Raw genomic sequence first — 20,648 nt, 5'->3', positions numbered from 1 at the left:
CTTCATATTTATCTTTAAATTAGTATTTACCATATCTTAGTAAATACAGAGTAATTAATGTAACATTGTAATTAATTTTGGAGCAAATATGCCTGGGAATGAACAAAACGTCACACTGCTTTCTCATACAGCAGTGAATGAAAATGGTGCAGCAACTTCACCAATACCAACTCCCAGAACAAGTACTCCAAAACAAAATGGCAAAAATACATTACCACCTGAAAAAGTAGAGAAAATTATCTCAAATATACCTGCAAGCAATAGCGCACTATTAATATTTGATTTTAATCAAACAATTGTCGAGAGTCCCATTTGCAATCAATTTGCATCCAAAAATTATAGTGATTATGGTTCTGGCAAAGAAAATGCAGTAACTGACGAAAAAATAAAAGAATTTTTACAAAACTCAGGAATTAAAAATAAAGAAAAGTTAAAGTCTGTATTACAATCTGCACTTTCAAGCGGAGTAGAAGTTGCCGTTGTATCAACTACATACCCCAAAGCAGTAGAGTATGTAGTAAAAAATCATTTAGGCTTAGCAGAAGATCAGGCACAAAGTATCAAAATATTTGAAGGAGTAACTAAGCGTCAAACCTCACGAATTGCAGATCCAGCAAAAACAACTGAGCCTCAAGATCCACAAATTGGAAAACATCTATGTGTTTTATATCTTTTAAAAGCATATAAGAAAGATAAAGGTATGTTACCACAAAAAGCAATGTTAGTTGATGGTAATATGCGGAACACTAATCCTGTTGATGACTTTTGTAGAAACATAAAGGAATTACTAGAAAAAGATATGAATAGTCTCTTAGAAAATATAGATCAAGAAATAGCAGAAGTTGATATCAGTGAAGCAGAATTAGAAAATATCACATTTAAAGGGATTAACGTATCTGGTGAACAAACAACAGACAAAGCAGCGGATGGTGATTATTTAGATGAAGTAGGAGTTTGGATGACAGATGATTCAACTGATGTTATCATGTCAACAACACCATCTTTAGAAAGATCGTCTAGTAGCGGATCAGCTGACAGTAAACCAGAAAAACCTGCTTATGCAGTTATAGATAAAAGTAAAAAAACTCCTGATAATCAAACAGATAGTCAACATCCAACTCTAAGCAGATCAGTTTCACAAGAAACGGAATTTAATGAACCTTGTAATAGGAATGAAAGTGAAAAAAAACCTTTTGAAAATCTCAGTCAGCATAGCGATACACCTTCAACTTCTCCGCCATCATACACGAGCAGAAGTAGTTCTCAAGAGTCTTCGCCTACAGATAGGGAGTTTAAACTGCAAAAAAACAGATTCTGGCCCAAAGCGCAGTATGCTATGGAGCAGAAAGGCGTTGTAATTTTTGGTGCGGCCACTATCGTGCTTGGCACATCTACAGCTTTAGCGTATTTACAAGATAAAGCAAAATTTATTACGTTCTTTACAAACAGTCCGCTCTATACCGTCGTACCGATCATTGCAGTTGCTTCATTGCTCGCAATTAGCCCAATGCTGCTTGGAATAAAACAGTTTGTAAATACCAAAGAATATCAAACTCAAGTAAAAAATGCAGATGAAGTTTTAGATAATGTTTTGATGAACCAGCCAGAAGGTAAAGTTATAAAGTCTGTAAGGCTGGAATATAGCAATGGCACTCATTCAAATTTTGTACTCAATGCTTGGGAATCTAAAAAAGGCTTCGTCAATATTGATGAGAAAGTAATCAGTAAAACTAATAAAATAGAGTCTGTAATTAATAATAGGCCACTATTTACTGCATTATTAACTGGTGTAGTTGCTGCAAATATAGCGCTCCCTTTATTGCTGTATATGGAAGGTGGTGTTAATAATATACAAAAATTTTACCAGAATCCTTTGACCAATCACATAAAATTATTACCACTTACAGGCTTAGGTATAGTTGCATTATTAGCTGTGTATCTTGGCGTGCATTACTATAGAAAAACAAATTGCACTAATCTTGTATATTCTGAAGAAACGATTGATCCTAAAAATGTTAATGGGAAATTCATTGAGGAAATAAAACGAGAAAGAACAAACGTTCTTGGAGAAAATCATAGCAAAGACGCTAAACGCAGCAGTTTAACGCTTGAGCAGGTTGTAGTTCAATCTCACAATTATAAGGATGCTATCTATAGTATAGGTGGATGAAATAAATCTCCTACAATGTCCATTGATTGGAATTTTTATACTTGCTCAGGCCTCGCTATTTGAGTACCTTAAGCTAAAGGGGTTTGTTTATGAAAAAAGGTTTAATATTTATATTTTTAGTAGCGGCTGTATTGATAGTCGTTAATTTTTTATATAAAAATAGCGGAATTGATGATTCACAAGTAGTAAACGTTTATTCATCACGTAAAGAAGAATTAGTACATAGTTTATTTGATGATTTTACAAAAACCACTGGCATCAAGGTACGTTATATCATTGACGATTATTCTCAATTGCTTTCACGCATGGAAAATGGTGGTGAAGCTGATTTGTTTTTAACTGCAGATGCGGTGAATTTGATTTTAGCCAAAAAAAGAGGGCTCTTATCTCGAGTGGATTCAGAGACTCTAAAAAATGCCATACCTGCAAAATTTAGAGATAATGAAGATTATTGGTTTGGTCTCACAAAAAGAGCTAGAATATTGGTTTATAATAAAGAATCAGTAGATCCTAAGGAATTAAGTACCTATGAAGATTTAGCGGATGAAAAATGGAAAGGGAAAATATTAGTACGCTCTTCCACAAGTCCATATAACCGATCATTGATCGCTTTTATGATTGCAAAAAATGGTTTTGAAAAAACAAAAGAATGGGTTAGTGGAATTGTAAGCAACATGGCAAGAAAACCAAGCGGTGGTGACACAGATCAAATTTATGCTGTAGCCGCTGATGAAGGCAATGTTGCAATAGTAAACAGCTACTACTTTGCAAGAATCCTTTCATCAGAAAATGAAAAGAATATCACAGAAAAGTTAGGAGCTTTCTTCCCGAGTGATGGTGTAATGGTGAATCTTAGTGGTGCAGCAGTAACAAAAAACGCAAAACACAGAGAAAATGCCATAGCTTTATTGGAGTTTTTTGTAAGCAGGCAGGCTCAAGAATTATATGCTAAAAAAAATCAAGAATATCCCATTGTTGAAGGTATTGAAACTTCTGATACATTAAAATCTTGGGGAAATTATCCACAAAGTGATCTACCTATAAGTGAGCTTGAGAAGCACCTTTTTGAGGCTGTGATGATAGCAGATGAATGTAAGTGGAAATAAAATTTTATAGCTTCCTTCTACTTTACTTTACAGTTGTGTAATTGAAATTAAGAAAGTAGAATAAGCTCAAAAAAGGAGCTATGGACAAAAGAAGGAATTTATTAAATATCTCAGACCTCACAATCGGTGATGTAGAAAATATAACTAAATTAGCCAACCAATACCTTGAAGAAAAAGTTGAAAATAGTCATGTTCTGAAAAATAAAATAGTCATAAACCTATTCTTTGAAGATTCAACACGTACGCTCGCATCTTTTGAAATAGCAGCAAAAAGCCTTGGAGCAAATGTTATAACTTTACCAATAAAATCTTCTTCTATTAACAAAGGGGAAGATCTAAAAGATATGATAAAAACACTAAATGCAATGAATCCTGACTATATGATAATCAGGCATAAAAGTAGTGGTATTATTAATACATTGGCAAAGCATGTCAACTGCTCGCTAATCAACGCAGGCGATGGAAGCAGTGAACATCCAACTCAAGCTCTTGCAGATTATCTTGTAATTATCAATCATAAAAAGCAAATAAAAAACCTCAAAATTGTTATATGTGGAGATATTTTGCACAGTAGAGTTGCAAGATCAAATATAAGATTGCTAAAAATGTTTGGAGCAAAAATAAGCTTAGTTGCACCACCAGCTTTGATGTGTAAGCATTTTTCTGAAGTAGATTCACTTCATTATTCATTAATCGAAGGTATAAAGGATGCTGATGTAATTATGCTCTTGAGGTTGCAGAAAGAGCGTATGAATAATAATTCTTCAGAAAAAGAATATTTTCATTTGTATGGACTTGATGCACAAAAACTATCGCATGCAAAACCCGATGCAATTGTTATGCACCCAGGACCAATAAATAGAGGTATCGAAACTAGCAATGATATAGCAGATTGTGTTATTTTACGGCAAGTAAAGTTTGGATTAGCAACGCGTAAGGCAGTACTGCACTATTTAATTAATGTTTAACTTTAATTAATTTTAGGGAATTTTAGGCATAATGATCCTCCTATAAAAAACGATTTAGAAAAATATAACACACCTCATGACAGAAATTAAGTATGCACTGAAGTAGACTGTGCTATATTTTTTTATTGAGAGATTAATTGAAAAGTCTGCAGACTTGAACAAGGTGAATTTCGAGCTCTAAAATACCCTCATTCTCACTAATAATAATTAAACTACCAAATGTGTCAAGTATTTTTTTGCATTTAATTTACAACTACGAACGTTTATTTGCAAAAAATACTATAAACATAAAATGATAGATGTCATAAAAGTAGCCAGCACTGGCATCCAGTTAAATTTGCGAGCATAAAAGTTATGCTAAAATATAACGTTTCTAATGATGATGGAAAATGGATCCCAGTATCAAGTACTGGGATGACAAGAGAAATGGAATAACATTATGAAGGTGTCATTCCAGCGCGTGACGCTGGAATCCAGAAAAAAAACAGTGTCAGCTACTCCAATGACAATTTAAGGTAAAACCTAAATAAATGGGAAAAACTTTGATATTCAGTCTTTGCAAAATTCTACTCGTATAGAAAAGGTAATACAAATGTTTTTTATAAATAAAACCCTAAGGCATTTTTTACTGTAGATTAATCATTTGATTATAGTATCATTTTAATTAATCATAATATTTATGAAGAATACTTTATATTTCATACTATTAGTTGCTATATTTTTATCATCTAACCTGTTTGCTATAGAGCAACCTGAAGAAAATATAAATCAAGAAGACGTATCGAAAAGCAACACTGATGCTGAAAAAACTTCTCCGCTTCTGGGCGAACTCAAAGAAAGCACAGACCCAACAAATGTAATCAATGAAGAAGTACCTTCAAGTAATCAAACAAACCTACAGTCTGAAGAGGAGACTAATATAAAAGATACCGAATTTTCAATAAGTCCTTTATTGGAAGAAAAAAAAGAAGAACCTGAAGAGAAGAAAATCAGTCACAATAATCAAACAAACCTACAGCCTGAAGAGGAGATTAGCAAAAAAGACACCGAACTACTTTCAACAAGCCAATTCACAGAGAAAAAGAAAGAAGAACAGCCTGACAATATAACACCTGTGAACAAAGAAAATGAAGAAAGCGAAAAATGGACAAAGCTAAACAAAGAAATAAAAAAAGAATGGAACCATAAAAGCAAGTCTATATATAAAAGACAATATGATAGCCTAAACGAGCACCTTCCTAAAACTATATTTACTGATGATTACAGTAAGCAATTTTTTTACTGCATCAAGAAGGGCAACTTAATTTGTCTAAGAGGAGTAATAAATAAGCTAGAAAAAATTGGATTAACAATTCAAGAAATACTAAGATTTAGAAATAAATTGGGTGATACTCCTCTAATTTATGCAGTGAAACAAGGTCAAATAGACACAGTTCGCTTTCTCTTATTACAAGGTGCTGATCCTAGAGTAGTTGATAATAATTTTAAGTCCCCTATTGACATAGCAATTGAGAAAAAGCAGATCGATATAATAAATGCAATTGCTGAAATGATGCCATACCTTTTAGAGGATAAAGAAATAAACAATGAAGAAGACTCAGAGATGTATAATTTTGCTATAAAAACAAAAGAAAGTACCTGCGATGCAAAAGATAATTAGACTTTTGATATTAATTTTAGTTGGTCATTTATGCTATGGAGATGATGCAATCAATGATTTTTTAAGTGCTCTGCACGATGTAAAATACGTATCTTACAATACAAAAGATTTTGCTAAATTTTTAGTACAGTGCAACAAAGCAGGCATACCACAAGATTTTAAGAAAGGTTTTGGTCCTAATTTAAATGGTGCTAATTTTAGTCAATTGTATTTAAGCAAATCTATTTTTGATGGAGTAAGTTTAATTGGTGCCGATTTTTCTAACACCGATTTATCAGATGTGTCTTTTATCGATGTTGATTTGCGTGGTGCTAATTTTTCCAATGCTAATTTACATGGTGTTAAAATACAAGGCACAAATTTAAGTTTTTCAAAATTTGCTTCTACAAATCTAACAGATATCATATTTGATCAATCTAATATCAGTTATGCTGATTTTGTCAATTCTAATCTCAACAAAGTAAGTATGCGTAATATAATTGGTTTGCATACCAAATTCTTAAATGTAAAAATGAATTTCTCCAATTTATCAAACTCAAGTGCCAGCTACATCAATTTTAGTGATAGTGAAATAAACGACACTGTTATGCAGAAGAATAATTTCGACAATGCAAGTTTCTTTGGAGTGGATGCACACAAGCTCAAGATACAATTCTCTTCACTAAAAAACGCTAATATATACGGTGCTAAAATAAAAAAATTGGATTTTACAGGTAGCAATCTTTCGAACGCCTATTTTAATGCTTCTATTATAGTTGATAGTAACTTTGAAAAAGCCAATTTAAGCAATTCACAAATTTCCTATGTGAAAGGGGATAATTCAAACTTCATTAAATCTATACTAAATGGTTCCAAGATAAAACATGCATATGTTTTCGAATCAGACCTTCAGGATGCTGATTTATCTAATATTGATTTTAGTTTTAGTGAATTGCATAAAGTTAATACCTATAACGCTAACATTTGTCATGGAAAGTTTCATAATACTAAAGTTGTGAATTCTGACATGAATGGTTCGTTCTTTGACCATTCATTGTTTGCCTCTGCAAAAATAGAAGATTCAGATCTTTCCACAACTTCAATGTATAAGACAAAAATTCAAGACTCTCAAATTTATAATAGTACTCTTTCCCACCATAGTATTGACTTCAGTGAGATAGAAAATTCAATATTCTTCAAATTATTAGCTGATAATTCGAGCTGGTCTAACTTAAAAGTCACTAATTCAAATTTTATTGAAAGTGATTTCAAATTCTCCGTGTTTTATGATAATACCTTTAGAAAGACTAGTTTTTTTCTTAGCAATTTGAGTGATTCGACAATAAGTGATATGTCTTTTCTCTCTTCAAGCATATATAAAAGTTCAATTGCTGATATTCATTTAACAGATTGCAAATTTGATAATTCAATTTTGATTGACAATCAGGGACAGAGCAAAATTACAGGTCTAGAGAGTGCTATAACTTCAATTAAAGATCTGCAAGAGAAAATATCGCAGGGTGAAAAATTTGATGTAAATTATTCTTACTTTGAGTTTAAAGACATGAATTTAGAAAATGCTAATTTTTCTAATTCAATATTAAGTAGAGCAAAGTTTGTAAACGTTAATTTGAATAAGGCAAATCTTGAAAAAGCCGATTTACGTTATACTGTCTTTGATAATTCCTCTCTTATTGATGCCAATTTATCAAATTCTAATTTAGAGGGCTCTAGTCTTTTAAACTTTGATTCAAAAAATACAAAGTCTTAAAAAAGCTCTATAATGTACTTGTTAAATAAAGAAAAATGACCGTAAAAAATGAGGGCATACTACTGATTCTATCCTCTCCTTCTGGAGCTGGAAAAACTACTATATCAGAAAAATTACTTGAGCAATCAACCGATTTAGTTATGTCTATTTCTGTAACTACACGCAAACCTCGTCCCGGTGAAGTAAATGGAAAAGACTATTTTTTCGTTACTGAAGAAAAGTTTCATGAACTATGTAAGGCTGGTCAAATGCTTGAATATGCTAAAGTTTTTGAAAATTTTTACGGTATACCAAAAGATTTTATAGAACAAAACCTGAGTAGTGGCATAAGTGTTTTACTGAATATAGATTGGCAAGGAGCATTTCATTTATTTGAAATCTTAAGAGAAAAAGTTGTAAGTGTTTTTATACTACCTCCCTCAATGGAAGAGCTTAGACTGCGTCTACAAAGGCGTAATAGTGATGATGAAATTGAAATAGAGCGAAGATTATCCGAAGCCCAAAAAGAGATAAGTAAAAGTAATAAATATGATTACGTCATAGTTAATGATGATCTTGATAAAAGCGTAGAAGAGATAAAATCAATACTAAATAAAGAAAGGATTAAAAAATTAGAAGAAAAACAAAGCCCGAAAGATCTATAAAAATATTTGTTTATCTCTTTTAGCAGCATTCACGCTTCACAGTTTAGCCACATTTATTATTTTTTAAGATAAAATAGTTAAAATAGTAGACAAGTGCTAAAGTGGGGATTTAATTATGACAACAGATTTTCTAATAGAAACTAGCTTTCCACCTATATTTCGATAACATCTAGCTCAATTTAAAAGTCCAATTCAATAGGCTGTTAGTTGAAGCGCTAACGCCAAATAGCTTTAATATTGAGGTTTTTATATGGTTATAGATTCAAGTGTATTAGTTAGTAATGCAAATAAACTAGACAAATGTATAAACAAAAATGAAAAACCAGAGCAAGATAAAAAAGGCAAGCAATTGTCTAATATTATAGAGAGAAAGGTAAAAAAAGAAAAACATAAGCATGAAAAACCAAGAAGTCGAGATGGAACACTCAAGGAATGTAAAAGGTTATTTAAGGAAGGCGCTAGTCCTGAAGTATTAACTAAATTAGAAGAATCGCTTAGAGAACAGGAAAAATATCACAGATATTATGTCCAATGTTTCCTTCCAGTGCTAGGTGAAGTAATAGAACGATCAAAAAGAATATCAAATGAAACAAAAAACCAAGTAATTTCTGAAATCACTAAAAGTTGTTTGAGTAGATACAATGAACAAGACAGTGGCTACGGTAGCGATTTTGAAGATGAAATGAACGGAATATCAGATTCTGATAGCGATTTTGAAGATAGAATAAATGGAATATCGGATTCTGATAATGACCAGTTACTAAATGCAATCCAAAATGGAAACAACAGGAAATTTAGAAAATACCTAAAAGATTGCACAAATGTCAGTGGCATAACAGATAAAAAAGTAAATAATATTTTACACCTTATTGCATCGCTCAAAAAGAAACAAAAGCTTAAGTTTCTAGATACCTTGATAAAAATAGCTAACGAGAAAAATTTAGTACAACTTGTTGATAGTGAAAATCAAGAAGGAAAGACTCCTTTTCAGGTAGCACTAATTAACAAGATAAAAAAAGGGAAACATGATTCTCACACAATCCAAGATAACGATAACACACTTAAGTTTCTTGTAAAATTGTTAAAGTATAGAGCCAAGCTAAGCTTACCTACAGAGGATTTAGAAAAATTATCTAAAAAGCAAAATGAATACTATCTTAAATTTTTAGAAAAATTGGCTGAGCGAAAACCAGAAATAAAAACAAAAGTTGAAGAAGTTATAGCCCATACCATAAATACTCCAGATAGTAATGATAATTATCAACTACATTTAGCAATTAAAGATAATGATAAAGAACGTTTTGAAGAGTTATTGCAAAAAGGGGCAGATATTAGCCTGAAAGATACAGATGGTAATAATGCTTTACATCTAATAGTTTTAGAATTAAAGCAAAAACGAAAGTTTGAATTTTCAAATATAATATTAAATGTAAGTAAGGAGGAAGAAAAAGAGTATCTTAAAGCACAGTTTAAAAAAGCTATAAATGCTGAAAATACAGCAAAACAAACACCTCTACATCAGTTATTCCAGCATATAAAAGAAAAAAATGAGAATCGATCATGTACAGATAAAAAATTTGAAAAAAACAAATAGATATAAAGCCTTAGAGTTATTTCTCCAAAATGGCGCTGATATCACTGCTCAAGATAAAGAGGGTAATAATATTCTGCATCACATTGCTTCGCTAAAAGGAGAACAAAAGGTTGCATGTTTGGAGTTGATTTCCAGTTTAGTAAAAGAAAAAGAAATATCTGAAGATCAGTTGGGTAAGGCCATAAAGGCCATTAACGAAGAAGGACAAACACCGCTACAAGTATCACTAACAAAAAAAGCAGAAAAAGGCAACCACCTTTCGCAAATGAAAACAATTTTTGATCTAGGGAAAAAGTACGACAATACAACAAAGTTTTGTGCAAAGCTGCTAGAAATAGGTGCTGATTCCCGTTCTCTGAAACTAAAAGATCGAGAATTTCATACTGAAAAATATTATTGCACTTTACGTAATTTAGAAAATTACTCAAAAACTCCACAAGAAGGAAAGGTAAAAGCTAAAGAACTAAGGAAAAAACTTGAAAAAAAATATAACGTTAGAACTTTTTCAAAAAAATGTCAGCATATTCTACACAAAACAGGAGATGGCCTCAAAGCTGCATGGAAATGCATTGATCCTGGCAGAAGAGCTAGTGTATTGTTAGCAATCACAGTAGCAACTACTATTATTACAATGGTAACATTTTCTTGCTTTCAAGGACAAATTGCAATGGGAGCAGCGTTACCCATCATAGCTATAACAGGAGTGGTCTGTCTGATATTCACTTTGGGACTTAGCGGCATTAGGAAGTCCGTTAAGGAATTAACCAACGATAAGCAAAGCCGTAAAGATGATCACCTAGCTGCAAAACAACCTGAAAATATTACTGAACAACAAAATTTAGCTAACAACTCAGCAGAGCAAGAAGTACAAAGATCGTCAAATCAATCGGAGCATACAGAAAGCCCAGCTACTCAAATGAGCCATGTATCAATACTACGTCAATTTATAAATAAACCAGATGGGTTAACTAATAAATTCTCTTTTCCGGGGCGATGAAATCAATCTCATCGCTCAGAGTTTTTTCAGCAACTTTTTTATAGTCAATCTCTACACTGACTTGGTTTTTCTTTTCTTTAAGCCATGCCATAGTATGTTTCATCCAGTTTTTATCATCACGTTCAGGGAAATCTTCACGAGCATGAGCACCTCTGCTTTCCTCGCGATTAGATGCGCATTCCATGGTAATAACTGCTTGTGGAATCATATTGGCAAGCTCCAGAGCTTCAACCAAATCACTATTCCATATCATACTACGATCTTCAACTGCAATGTTAGGCATCATTTTTGCTACTTCTTTTATAGCTTTTTTACCTTCCTCTAAAACTTCAGCAACACGGAATACCGATGCATATTTCTGCATAGTGTTCTGCATTTCACTTCGTATTTTTGCTACTTTGAACTCTCCGGAAGCAAATCTCATTTTATTAAATCTATCTACTATCAAGTCTGTGCAGTCTGAATGCAATTTTTTATGTGGTGTATCAGGTTTCAATTTTTCTTTTGCCCTAAGCGCGGCAGCTCTACCAAAAACCACAAGATCAAGAAGCGAGTTGGAACCTAGTCGATTTGCACCATGTACAGAAACACATGCTGCCTCTCCTATTGCAAATAATCCTTCTACCACTTCTTCTTTACCTTTTTGCAACGTGATCACTTCCCCATGATAGTTGGTTGGAATACCTCCCATGTTATAGTGAACAGTTGGAATAATAGGTATCGGATCTTTAGTAACATCAACTCCTGCAAAGGTCTTTGCTGTTTCACTAATACCTGGCAATCTGAGCTTTATTACTTCCGGATCAAGATGAGCTATATTCAAGTACATGTGATCTTTCTTTGGCCCAACTCCCCTTCCCTCTCTAATTTCAATTGTCATTGCTCGACTTACTACATCACGAGAAGCCAAATCTTTTGCCTTTGGCGCATAACGTTCCATAAACTTCTCACCCTGAGAATTAACGAGGTACCCACCTTCACCGCGGCATCCTTCCGTCATCAAGCACCCTGAGCCATATATTCCTGTTGGATGAAATTGCACAAATTCCATATCTTCAAGTGGCAACCCAGCTCTTACCACCATGCCATTACCATCACCTGTGCAGGTGTGTGCACTTGTTGCAGAGAAATAAACACGTCCATAACCACCTGTTGCTATTACCACAGAGTGTGCGCGAAATCTATGCAACGTACCATCACACAGCGACCAAGCTATCACCCCACAGCATGTCCCTTTGTCCATAATCAAATCGATTACAAAATATTCGACAAAAAATTCAGCGTTAAATTTAAGACATTGCTGATATAGAGTATGAAGAATTGCATGCCCAGTTTTATCTGCTGCTGCACAAGTACGCTGAGCCGATTTTCCTTTACCAAAGTGAGTTGTCATTCCACCAAAGGCACGCTGGTATATTTTACCATCTTCCGTACGAGAAAAAGGTACGCCAAAATTTTCAAGTTCGATAACAGCTTTGGCAGCATTTTTACACATATACTCTATTGCATCTTGATCGCCAAGCCAGTCTGAACCTTTTATTGTGTCATACGCATGCCAGCGCCAATCATCTTCAGCAATATTGCTCAAAGCTGCACTAATTCCGCCTTGCGCTGCAACTGTATGACTTCGTGTAGGGAAAATTTTAGAAATGCAGGCAACTGAAAAATTAGTTGCAGCCATTCCAAGTGTTGCTCTAAGTCCCGCTCCTCCTGCACCTACTATTACCACATCATATTCATGTTCTATGATTTCGTATGCTAACTTATCCATATCCACTTATTTTATCATTACAGGCTTATAGTAGCACATAAGTAGGAAAAATCTATACAAGTTTTCTGGATGTAAGCTTCTAAAACAAACCTATAGTAAACGATTCATAACAACCATAGGGTGTTATGAAAGTAGCTGACACTACCATAAAGGAGTAAGTGTAGTTACTTGCATAACATTGATGACTCATGCCTATTTAACTAGATCTAAAATTAGATAGAAAAAGGTAATCTTGATAAAACTCATTTACAACAAGTTCTCTCGCATTTGAATTTTCCGTTTGCACTTTTTTGTATCCTAATTTATGGCTTATTGAATCTTTATATGAACTAACTGCTTTATATATCTTACTTACCTCTCCTGGAAAGATACCACCAACAATTATAACGCATAACCCTGCAACTGTTGCAAAAGCTAGAGTTAAACTTTGCCTCCAGCTAGCTTTTTTTTCTTGTATAACAGCAGGGCACAATTCACTTGACATTTCTTTTAGATACTCATGCCACATGTGATTGCAGTTTGTACATTTCACTTTTCTTCCAGATTCACCTATTTGCCCACGAGATACTAAGTAAGTTTTAGTACAATTATGACATTGTATTTTCATAGTGCTTACGTATAAAATAATATAAATTTGATATCAATATGTATATAATAAATGAAAAATTTGCAACTAAAAAATTACAAGATGAGATAGAAAATATTTGGAAAGATAAAGAAAAACTTAACGACTATAATCTAAAACACGAAGCAAGATTAATAATCAAAGAGGTAATTAAGTTACTTGACAGTGGTAAAATTAGAGTAGCAGAAAAGCTATCAAGTGGAGAATGGATAGTACATAAGTGGATAAAGCAGTCAATATTATTACATTTCCTCACTGAGGAAAGCAAAATAATAGACAACACCAATTGCTGGTTTGACAAAATCGGTAGTAAGTTTAGTGAATGGAATGAAGAAAAATTTTACCATTCAAAAATTAGAGCAGTTCCTGGGTGTTTTGTCCGCCAATCTGCTTACATAGGTAAAAATGTTGTTCTAATGCCAAGCTTTATCAACGTTGGTGCATATATTGATTCTGGTACAATGATAGACACCTGGTCAACAATTGGTAGTTGTGCACAGATAGGAAAAAATTGCCATATTTCCGGGGGAGTGGGAATAGGCGGAGTTCTTGAACCTATTCAAGCTTCTCCGGTCATTATAGAGAATAACTGCTTCATTGGAGCACGAAGTGAGGTAACCGAAGGCGTCATAATAAGGGAAGGATCAGTCCTTAGTATGGGGGTGTTTATTGGAGCATCAACAAAAATTATTGATAGAGAAACGAGTAAACTATCTTACGGTGAAGTGCCACCTTATTCTGTAGTAGTGCCAGGATCCATTCCATCTAAAAATAACATTTCAACCTATTGCGCAATTATAGTAAAAAAAGTAGACGAGAAGACAAGATCAAAAACCTCCATAAATGAAATATTGAGAACCTAACTATTTGCCATTATTTTTTTTATCATTATTACTAACTACAGTAATAGCATATGCACATAATTCTGAAAAAGAGACTCCATTTTCTTTAGATAACTTATATAATTTTTGCAGACTTTCTTTGACTTTATTAGGTATGTTTCCTCCACGCTCCTTTGCAAGCCAGGAATCTTGATGGTGAATTGGATGAGTATCACCCTTTGGATCTCCTATGTATATTGCAAAAGGTGAACTTTGCCCTTTGAAATCACACTGTACAGTAAATTTTTTTATAGACTCAACCATTTAAAGACCTCTGCTTTTCTTTTTGACCGATTTTATAGAAGGTACAAGAGGTGGTTTTTTGATAAAATCTTGCCTATTGAAAACACTTTCTTTCCCTTCCAAAGCTCTGCGAACATCAGCTCTGCTCAATTGTGACTCTTGTGCTAACCTCATTCCATGCTTTACCATAATATTAGCATATGCTAGCACTTTTTTTACTAACTCTAGGTCACCATTCAACATTCGAACTAGTACTTGAAATATTTCTGCTAAAGTTAATCCGTCGGCACCTACAACCTTATTTTCTACAAAATTGATAGCTTCTTTAAATTTATATTCAATACCATCATCTTGAGGTATAAGGGTAACATAATCCGTATCTTGACTATTCATAACCAAAGCACTATCGCCTTTAAACTTATATTATGTACATAAATACTCCACTATTTTATAGTATGGCACACTATAGTTAAACATTTATTAATAATATGCTCACTTATATACACAAATTAATTGATAAAAGACAAGGGTCAATATCAATCAGTGATTTTATGAATGCTGCTCTATATCACAAAGAGTATGGTTATTACATGAGTAAATTACCACTTGGCAAAGATGGTGACTTCATTACTGCACCTGAAATTAGTCAGCTATTTGGTGAAACAATTGCAGTGTGGATAATGAATACATGGGAAAAATTAGGAAAGCCATCAAAATTTTCTCTAGTTGAACTTGGACCAGGTAAAGGAACACTCATTCACGATATAATAAGAGTTACTAAAAAATACAGCTGTTTTTTTAGCTCAATGAACATTCACCTAGTTGAAATAAGTCCTCTTTTACAGAAAATACAAAAGGAAAAATTAAAGGGATTAGATATTAATTGGCACACAGATGTCGACAACTTACCAAATCAGCCAACTATTTTTTTTGCAAATGAGTTATTTGACGCCCTTCCAATTGACCAATTTATTTATCGTGATGAGCAGTGGTATGAAAATAGAGTAATAAAACAAGATGATGGCAGTCTTTCATTGTCACTCCAGTGCTTAACCAGACCAAAAACTGGATTCCAGACTGGAATGACAGGGGGTTTCAATGGTGCAGTAGTGGAAGTATGCCTAGCCGGAATCGAAATATTAAAGAAACTTGAGAATAAGATAGTCAATAACGGAGGAGCTGCCCTGATTATAGATTATGGTTATGTATATCCTGAATATAAGAGCACTTTGCAATCGATAAGGCAGCATAAATATACTAATTTTCTTGAAAACGTCGGTAATAGTGACATCACTGCACTTGTGAACTTTCAAGCGTTAAAAGATTCATTAAAATACTTAAATTGTGAGATTTTAACTCAAAGAGAATTTTTATATTTGTTTGGTATAAAGGAAAGAGCGCAAGCTTTAATGGAAAATGCAAGTAATGAACAGAAGAATAAGATCTTCAGTGAATTTTTAAGGTTAACTGAAAATATGGGTACTCTCTTTAAGGTAATGCTGATTCACCATTTGTAGTCTTGTGTAGTTCTTATGTTAAACATACAAATACTAAAAAATTTACAGAATAAAAAAGGTAAAAGAAACGTATCTGTTCAGCAGAGTAGCAAAATAAGATAGACAGATAAGACTATCATAGGAACAAATAGGTGTCATGAAAGTAGCTGACACTGGCAAACAAAAAAGTTACTCAAATGACACCCTTTTGATGCACAATTTTTGGTGCATCACGTACTGATTTTCATCCAAGACGATGTCATGCAAGTAGCTGACACTGGCATCCAGCCTTTTCGCGCAAAAAACGTTGTAAAGTGTTTACCAACTTAGTTGGATCCCAGCTAGAATGACACTTGGTTATGCAAGAAATCTATTGTCAAAAAAAATTACTTCCGCATATTTTGAATCTGATTATAATGACAATTAGAGATATTTTAAGAGCTCAAAATCTGTCTTTGTCTGCAGACTTTCAGTTAACTTTTCAATAAAAAACGTAGCGTATCTTTTTCAGCGTATACACACGTCTGTCATATGTGCGCTGCATTTTTTTCTAATCTTTTTATACAGGAGGATTTTATGTCCAGAATTCCAGATACTTGACCTTTACTTTAGCTAATAACAGGCGCCTGTGATTTTTATAAAGAAAGTATAGGAAATAACCAAAAACTGTTTCCAGGCATAAATTTGCCATGTATACCTAAAAAGTAATTATATTAGCATAATATTCATACTTATATGCCAATATTAATATTCTTTGAATTGAAGAATATTATGGAACAACAAGCATCAAACAAAGATATAGGGATTAAATTTAGACAGGATCAATGTAAGCAGAAATGCTATATACCCCAGTTATGGATTATCTGAGTCAATAAAGCTTAGAAATAGAGGGCTTTTTCGACTGCATGGAATACGAAATTAATGTTGAAAAAATATGTACCAAAAAATTTATGTGGGATCTATGCCGAAGCTCAAATTGCATGACACCATTTATTTTTATGGTTTTGTCTATTTTATTTTGCCACTCTGCTAAACGGATACATTTAATTCCATTTTTATCGAGCAGATAATTGTCATATATTAGCTTAGTTCTCCTGTTATACTTAAATATAAATCAGCATAGCCCTAATTTTTTTATATATTTTACTTCTTTCTCTATATTTAATAATAGGCTTGAAAATAAATGGTAAGCCTATAATTGTTAAGCTTAGAGCTAGGATTGAAAGTACACAAAAGGCTTTGTGTTTACTATGTAGCTCTTTCAAGTAAAGCATCAAAAACCTACAAAATTTTTTGTAATTTTCTTCAATATTTTTTTTGCTATGAGCCTTGTCAATAAACATATCTATTGCAGTATAATCATTACTACAATTAATTGCCCCTTTTTCTATTAATAGCTGAGCTATATCAAAATAATCCTTTTGAATAGTAAGATGCAGAGGTGAAAAACCTTGTTGATCACAAATATTCATATTGGCTTTTACTGCTAACAACATTCTTACAATTTCTACATGGCCTTTTTTAGCTGCAAGTAGCAGAGGAGTTCTGTTGCATCTAGTGACGGCATTAACGTTTACCTTAAGCTCCAATAAGAACTTAACTGCTTTAGTATCACCATTATAGCTAGCTTTATGTAACCTGGTGTTACCGCTACAATCTTGGTCATCTGCTTCTATTCCCTTTGAAACAAGAAATGTTACCATTTGCCTATTATTATGCTTAATAGCGCAATCCAGTGCATCAAAACCATGTTTGTTTTTTGTGCAAATAAACTCTTTTAACCTAGCTTTTGCTTGCTTTACAATAAGCTTTACCAGTTGCATTTTGTTGTTATATGCTGCTAGAAAAAGCGTAGTATTATTTTCTGCATCTTTTGCTTCTATGTTTGCACCTTTCTTTATCAGATATTCTATAATCTCTGCTCTACTTTCATAATGTGTAGTACATTGATAAATGGTCAAAAATAAAGGAGTACGAAAGTTGTTATCTTCACATTCAAGATTTGCTCCGCTATCAATTAAAATCTGGACGCTCTTTTTAGAACCGTATAATGAAGCTATGTGAAGAGGAGTATAGCCTTCCTCAGCATCTTTTTCATTAATTTTTGCGCCTTTTGTTATTAAAAAATCCATTAATTCTGTGTCATCTTGTAGTGTAGCAAGGTGAAGTGGAGTAAATCCATTTTTATCTCTAGAATTAATTGTCAGTTGATTAACAAGAAGTTTAGCAATTTTTTTGTGTCCATGCATAATAGCATAATGGAGTGGATTTCTATTTTCGTTGTCCACAACATTAAAGTCAGCTTCGTGCTCTAATAATGATTTTACTCCAACTAAATCGCCTTCTTTTGTAAACTTATGCAAGAGAGTGACTCCGCTTACATCTTTTGAGTTAATATCAAATCCACTTTCTACCAATTGATGTATGTCTTCCTCACACGCCATACCATTTTAATTAAACCCTTTTCGCATTAACAATACTCCCACTTAATTAAGTTTGAATGAATCTGTAAGAGAGAGATAAATGTTAGGGAGATTTGTGATAAATAGTAAGAAAAAGAACAGAAAGTCAAAATCTATCTAACACAATTAAAATCACTATTTTACCTGCTTTCTCTGTACTCTATCTCTACTTTTGCATTTACATTCGCTGAATCACTTTCCTGCTTTACAATAAGGAGATCCATATGTTTTTTATTTAGCTAAGCCACAATATTTTTTTAATTCTCTAAAATTCAAAATATTTCCCCAACCTTCTATCAAGCTACTCACTTTTTTATTCTCATTCCCAACTTCAATCTTTTTAGATTTAAGACGTTTAAGTACATTATTGAAATCATCTATGGTCACTGTCACTTTTAGCTCTTCATCTTCTGACTCTTCTTCGCAAATCTGATCTACAGCATGAAGTTTTGCTTCATTTACCAAATTTTCTAGATCAGCTCCTGAAAAACCATTAGTTTCTTCTGCAAGTTCTGCTAGATTTACATCTGGTGCCATTGGCACTTTCTTCGTATAAAGACCCAATATTTTTTCACGTAGGCTTTTATCTGGTAAAAGAATTTCAATATGTTTAGAGAGGCGACCTGATCTAATTACTGCTTCATCTAAACTTTCTAGACGATTAGTTGCAGCAATGACTGTCACGCCTTCTATAGGATTAAAACCATCAAGCTCGCATAAAAACTGATTTACAATTCGGTTGTGTTCTTCATCACTTCGTCCACTATTACTACGTTTTGTACAAACAGCATCTATTTCATCTATAAAGACTATGCAAGGAGCATTTTCTCTCGCTTTTGCAAAAAGATCTTTTATGTAATGTGCGCTGTGTCCAGCATATTTTTGCATACATTCAGATCCAGAAACGCTAATAAATTTAGCATTAGCTTCACATGCAATTGCACGAGCAATAAGAGTTTTACCATTTCCAGGTGGACCATATAAAATATAGCCTGTTGGCATTTTGCAACTTAGCATTTCAAGAGCTTTCTTCTTCTTCTCTGATATATGACCACAAATCATTTTTAACTCTTTTCTTACTTCATCTGAAACAATAACATCATCAAGTGTTACTTTTTTCTGCTTGTCTGGATCAACTATCTCTATTCTAGAAGAGCCTTTTATTGCACAAACAAGATCATTTAATTTTTTTGAGCGCGTTGCTTTATTAACCGATTTTTTTTCATCACTCACTTCTTCAATATTTATTATGTTTGAATCTTGCTCGTTTTTAATCTCATTTTCAGCATCCAATTCAGCCGCTTTGTACGTAATATATTTAGCTATAGATGCAAATGCATACAAAATACTTACACACAATAACACCTTTAATACAGGCACATCAGGTACAATTAAATTAACCGCAACAATTGATGTTGCCATAGCAGCACCTAACAACAACATTGAGCCAAAAACGATATAACCTTGAATTTTCGCTTTTTTCAGCTGCATTAAGTATCCAGAGCCATTAGGATGCTTGAATGCATAAATATTCACTGGAGTTTTACCATGAAAATTCTTTAACCAAGGATCTGCATTTTTTCTTATTAGAATTGATATTGTTTTTCTACTTCCATTATCTGCAGCATAATGCAAAGGGGTATTGCCCTCTTTATCCATTACATTAACACTTATTCCTTTATTTAAGAAAAATTCTACTACTTCAACATGACCATTTTCAGCAGCTAAATGTAAAGGAATCTTCTCGCGCCTACTATCTTTCTTATTAACATCAGCTCCTGCTACTACCAGAACTTTTGCTGCGTTTTCAAAGCCACCTCTAGCAGCTACGTGCAACAATGTAAGTTCTTGACTAAATAAATGATTTACATCAGATTCAACTTTCCTCCACTCTTCATGTAGATCTTGATTCTGTTTCTTTAGTTCTTCTTGTATTTCCTGAATTATATTATCTTCATTTAAATATGTCTTATCGTTAATTATACTCAGTACTTCTGCTAGTAATTGATCACTTGTCATAATCTCATCTTTAATCTTAAATGATATATTTAATTATTATATAATTAAAATAAAAATTCAATATTTATTTGAAACAAGGTAATAATTGGATTGTGAATAGCAAATTAGGTCCTATCATCCAAGTAGCCCCATCTCACACTACTGTCATCCCAGTGCCCAGACACCAGCCTTTCTTACCAACAAAAACTTAGCATAACTTTTGTTCTCAAAAAATTTCTTGATTCCAGTGGGCTTTGTTGCATAGCTCAGATAAAAAGAACTG

Annotated in this window: 15 protein-coding genes and 2 pseudogenes; 10 read left to right on the top strand and 7 right to left on the bottom strand. The window is 33.1% G+C overall.

Features of this window, described 5'->3' with window-relative positions:
- The first annotated feature begins 88 nt into the window (after positions 1-88).
- The 8 genes and pseudogenes from JR312_RS00655 to JR312_RS00620 all read left to right on the top strand — a co-directional run bounded on the left by JR312_RS00655 (position 89) and on the right by JR312_RS00620 (position 10,889).
- Positions 89-2,170, top strand: a complete 2,082-nt coding sequence (locus JR312_RS00655) for an HAD family hydrolase (RefSeq protein ID WP_416647471.1) — start codon at positions 89-91, stop codon at positions 2,168-2,170.
- An 89-nt stretch (positions 2,171-2,259) separates the two neighbouring features.
- Positions 2,260-3,276 (top strand): extracellular solute-binding protein, encoded by a 1,017-nt coding sequence (locus JR312_RS00650; RefSeq protein ID WP_416647470.1) that lies wholly within the window; start codon positions 2,260-2,262, stop codon positions 3,274-3,276.
- Positions 3,277-3,356: 80 nt separating this feature from the next.
- Positions 3,357-4,244, top strand: coding sequence for an aspartate carbamoyltransferase catalytic subunit (locus JR312_RS00645; protein WP_416647469.1), 888 nt, complete (start codon positions 3,357-3,359; stop codon positions 4,242-4,244).
- A 679-nt stretch (positions 4,245-4,923) separates the two neighbouring features.
- Positions 4,924-5,904 (top strand): ankyrin repeat domain-containing protein, encoded by a 981-nt coding sequence (locus JR312_RS00640; protein WP_264331304.1) that lies wholly within the window; start codon positions 4,924-4,926, stop codon positions 5,902-5,904.
- On the top strand, positions 5,888-7,654 hold the full coding sequence (locus JR312_RS00635; RefSeq protein ID WP_416647468.1) for a pentapeptide repeat-containing protein: 1,767 nt from the start codon (positions 5,888-5,890) through the stop codon (positions 7,652-7,654). Before JR312_RS00640 ends, JR312_RS00635 begins: the two co-directional genes overlap by 17 nt.
- 35 nt (positions 7,655-7,689) lie before the next feature.
- Positions 7,690-8,298 (top strand): guanylate kinase, encoded by a 609-nt coding sequence (gene gmk / locus JR312_RS00630; protein ID WP_264331306.1) that lies wholly within the window; start codon positions 7,690-7,692, stop codon positions 8,296-8,298.
- Positions 8,299-8,548: 250 nt separating this feature from the next.
- A pseudogene (locus JR312_RS00625) lies at positions 8,549-9,695 on the top strand (ankyrin repeat domain-containing protein); the annotation flags it as partial.
- A 180-nt stretch (positions 9,696-9,875) separates the two neighbouring features.
- A complete protein-coding gene (locus JR312_RS00620; RefSeq protein ID WP_416647467.1) occupies positions 9,876-10,889 on the top strand; it encodes a hypothetical protein in 1,014 nt (337 codons plus the stop codon).
- On the opposite strand, the gene sdhA is transcribed toward JR312_RS00620, so the two are convergent.
- Positions 10,861-12,660 carry a succinate dehydrogenase flavoprotein subunit gene (gene sdhA / locus JR312_RS00615; RefSeq protein WP_416647466.1) on the bottom strand — a complete coding sequence of 600 codons (1,800 nt, stop codon included), beginning with the start codon at positions 12,658-12,660 and terminating at the stop codon, positions 10,861-10,863. The two genes, JR312_RS00620 and sdhA, sit on opposite strands and share 29 nt — an antisense overlap.
- Positions 12,661-12,856: 196 nt before the next feature.
- A complete protein-coding gene (locus JR312_RS00610; RefSeq protein WP_006013614.1) occupies positions 12,857-13,267 on the bottom strand; it encodes a zinc-ribbon domain-containing protein in 411 nt (136 codons plus the stop codon).
- 38 nt (positions 13,268-13,305) lie between these two features.
- On the opposite strand from JR312_RS00610, the gene dapD reads away from it, so the two are divergent.
- A complete protein-coding gene (dapD, locus tag JR312_RS00605) occupies positions 13,306-14,148 on the top strand; it encodes a 2,3,4,5-tetrahydropyridine-2,6-dicarboxylate N-succinyltransferase (protein WP_416647465.1) in 843 nt (280 codons plus the stop codon).
- On the opposite strand, the gene JR312_RS00600 is transcribed toward dapD, so the two are convergent.
- Both JR312_RS00600 and JR312_RS00595 read right to left on the bottom strand, forming a co-directional pair.
- Positions 14,149-14,430: a DUF2610 domain-containing protein gene (locus JR312_RS00600; protein ID WP_341813140.1), complete on the bottom strand. Its 282-nt coding sequence runs from the start codon at positions 14,428-14,430 to the stop codon at positions 14,149-14,151.
- Positions 14,431-14,802 carry a hypothetical protein gene (locus JR312_RS00595; RefSeq protein WP_341813139.1) on the bottom strand — a complete coding sequence of 124 codons (372 nt, stop codon included), beginning with the start codon at positions 14,800-14,802 and terminating at the stop codon, positions 14,431-14,433.
- Positions 14,803-14,897: 95 nt separating this feature from the next.
- Between JR312_RS00595 and JR312_RS00590 the strand changes: the two genes are divergently transcribed.
- Entirely contained in the window at positions 14,898-15,926 is a 1,029-nt protein-coding gene (locus tag JR312_RS00590; protein ID WP_264330680.1) for a class I SAM-dependent methyltransferase, read from the top strand.
- An 847-nt stretch (positions 15,927-16,773) separates the two neighbouring features.
- On the opposite strand, the pseudogene JR312_RS00585 reads toward JR312_RS00590, so the two are convergent.
- The 3 genes and pseudogenes from JR312_RS00585 to JR312_RS00575 form a co-directional block, all read right to left on the bottom strand.
- A pseudogene (locus tag JR312_RS00585) lies at positions 16,774-16,872 on the bottom strand (IS982 family transposase); the annotation flags it as partial.
- A gap of 136 nt (positions 16,873-17,008) precedes the next feature.
- Positions 17,009-18,349: an ankyrin repeat domain-containing protein gene (locus JR312_RS00580; RefSeq protein WP_264330679.1), complete on the bottom strand. Its 1,341-nt coding sequence runs from the start codon at positions 18,347-18,349 to the stop codon at positions 17,009-17,011.
- A 249-nt stretch (positions 18,350-18,598) separates the two neighbouring features.
- Positions 18,599-20,386: an AAA family ATPase gene (locus JR312_RS00575; RefSeq protein ID WP_416647464.1), complete on the bottom strand. Its 1,788-nt coding sequence runs from the start codon at positions 20,384-20,386 to the stop codon at positions 18,599-18,601.
- Between the last annotated feature and the right edge of the window lie 262 nt (positions 20,387-20,648).

The sequence above is a fragment of the Wolbachia endosymbiont of Nasonia giraulti genome, assembly GCF_048054155.1.
In the GTDB taxonomy this organism is placed as follows: Bacteria; Pseudomonadota; Alphaproteobacteria; order Rickettsiales; family Anaplasmataceae; genus Wolbachia; species Wolbachia pipientis_C.
This window is presented reverse-complemented; position numbering and strand designations above follow the sequence as displayed.

Excerpts from the sequence above, each read along its gene's own strand:
- JR312_RS00655 (WP_416647471.1), top strand. The coding sequence starts at position 89 with ATGCCTGGGAATGAACAAAACGTCACACTGCTTTCTCATACAGCAGTG.
- JR312_RS00650 (WP_416647470.1), top strand. The coding sequence starts at position 2,260 with ATGAAAAAAGGTTTAATATTTATATTTTTAGTAGCGGCTGTATTGATA.
- JR312_RS00645 (WP_416647469.1), top strand. The coding sequence starts at position 3,357 with ATGGACAAAAGAAGGAATTTATTAAATATCTCAGACCTCACAATCGGT.
- JR312_RS00640 (WP_264331304.1), top strand. The coding sequence starts at position 4,924 with ATGAAGAATACTTTATATTTCATACTATTAGTTGCTATATTTTTATCA.
- JR312_RS00635 (WP_416647468.1), top strand. The coding sequence starts at position 5,888 with ATGCAAAAGATAATTAGACTTTTGATATTAATTTTAGTTGGTCATTTA.
- gmk (WP_264331306.1), top strand. The coding sequence starts at position 7,690 with ATGACCGTAAAAAATGAGGGCATACTACTGATTCTATCCTCTCCTTCT.
- sdhA (WP_416647466.1), bottom strand. The coding sequence starts at position 12,660 with ATGGATAAGTTAGCATACGAAATCATAGAACATGAATATGATGTGGTA.
- JR312_RS00610 (WP_006013614.1), bottom strand. The coding sequence starts at position 13,267 with ATGAAAATACAATGTCATAATTGTACTAAAACTTACTTAGTATCTCGT.
- dapD (WP_416647465.1), top strand. The coding sequence starts at position 13,306 with ATGTATATAATAAATGAAAAATTTGCAACTAAAAAATTACAAGATGAG.
- JR312_RS00600 (WP_341813140.1), bottom strand. The coding sequence starts at position 14,430 with ATGGTTGAGTCTATAAAAAAATTTACTGTACAGTGTGATTTCAAAGGG.
- JR312_RS00595 (WP_341813139.1), bottom strand. The coding sequence starts at position 14,802 with ATGAATAGTCAAGATACGGATTATGTTACCCTTATACCTCAAGATGAT.
- JR312_RS00590 (WP_264330680.1), top strand. The coding sequence starts at position 14,898 with ATGCTCACTTATATACACAAATTAATTGATAAAAGACAAGGGTCAATA.
- JR312_RS00580 (WP_264330679.1), bottom strand. The coding sequence starts at position 18,349 with ATGGCGTGTGAGGAAGACATACATCAATTGGTAGAAAGTGGATTTGAT.
- JR312_RS00575 (WP_416647464.1), bottom strand. The coding sequence starts at position 20,386 with ATGACAAGTGATCAATTACTAGCAGAAGTACTGAGTATAATTAACGAT.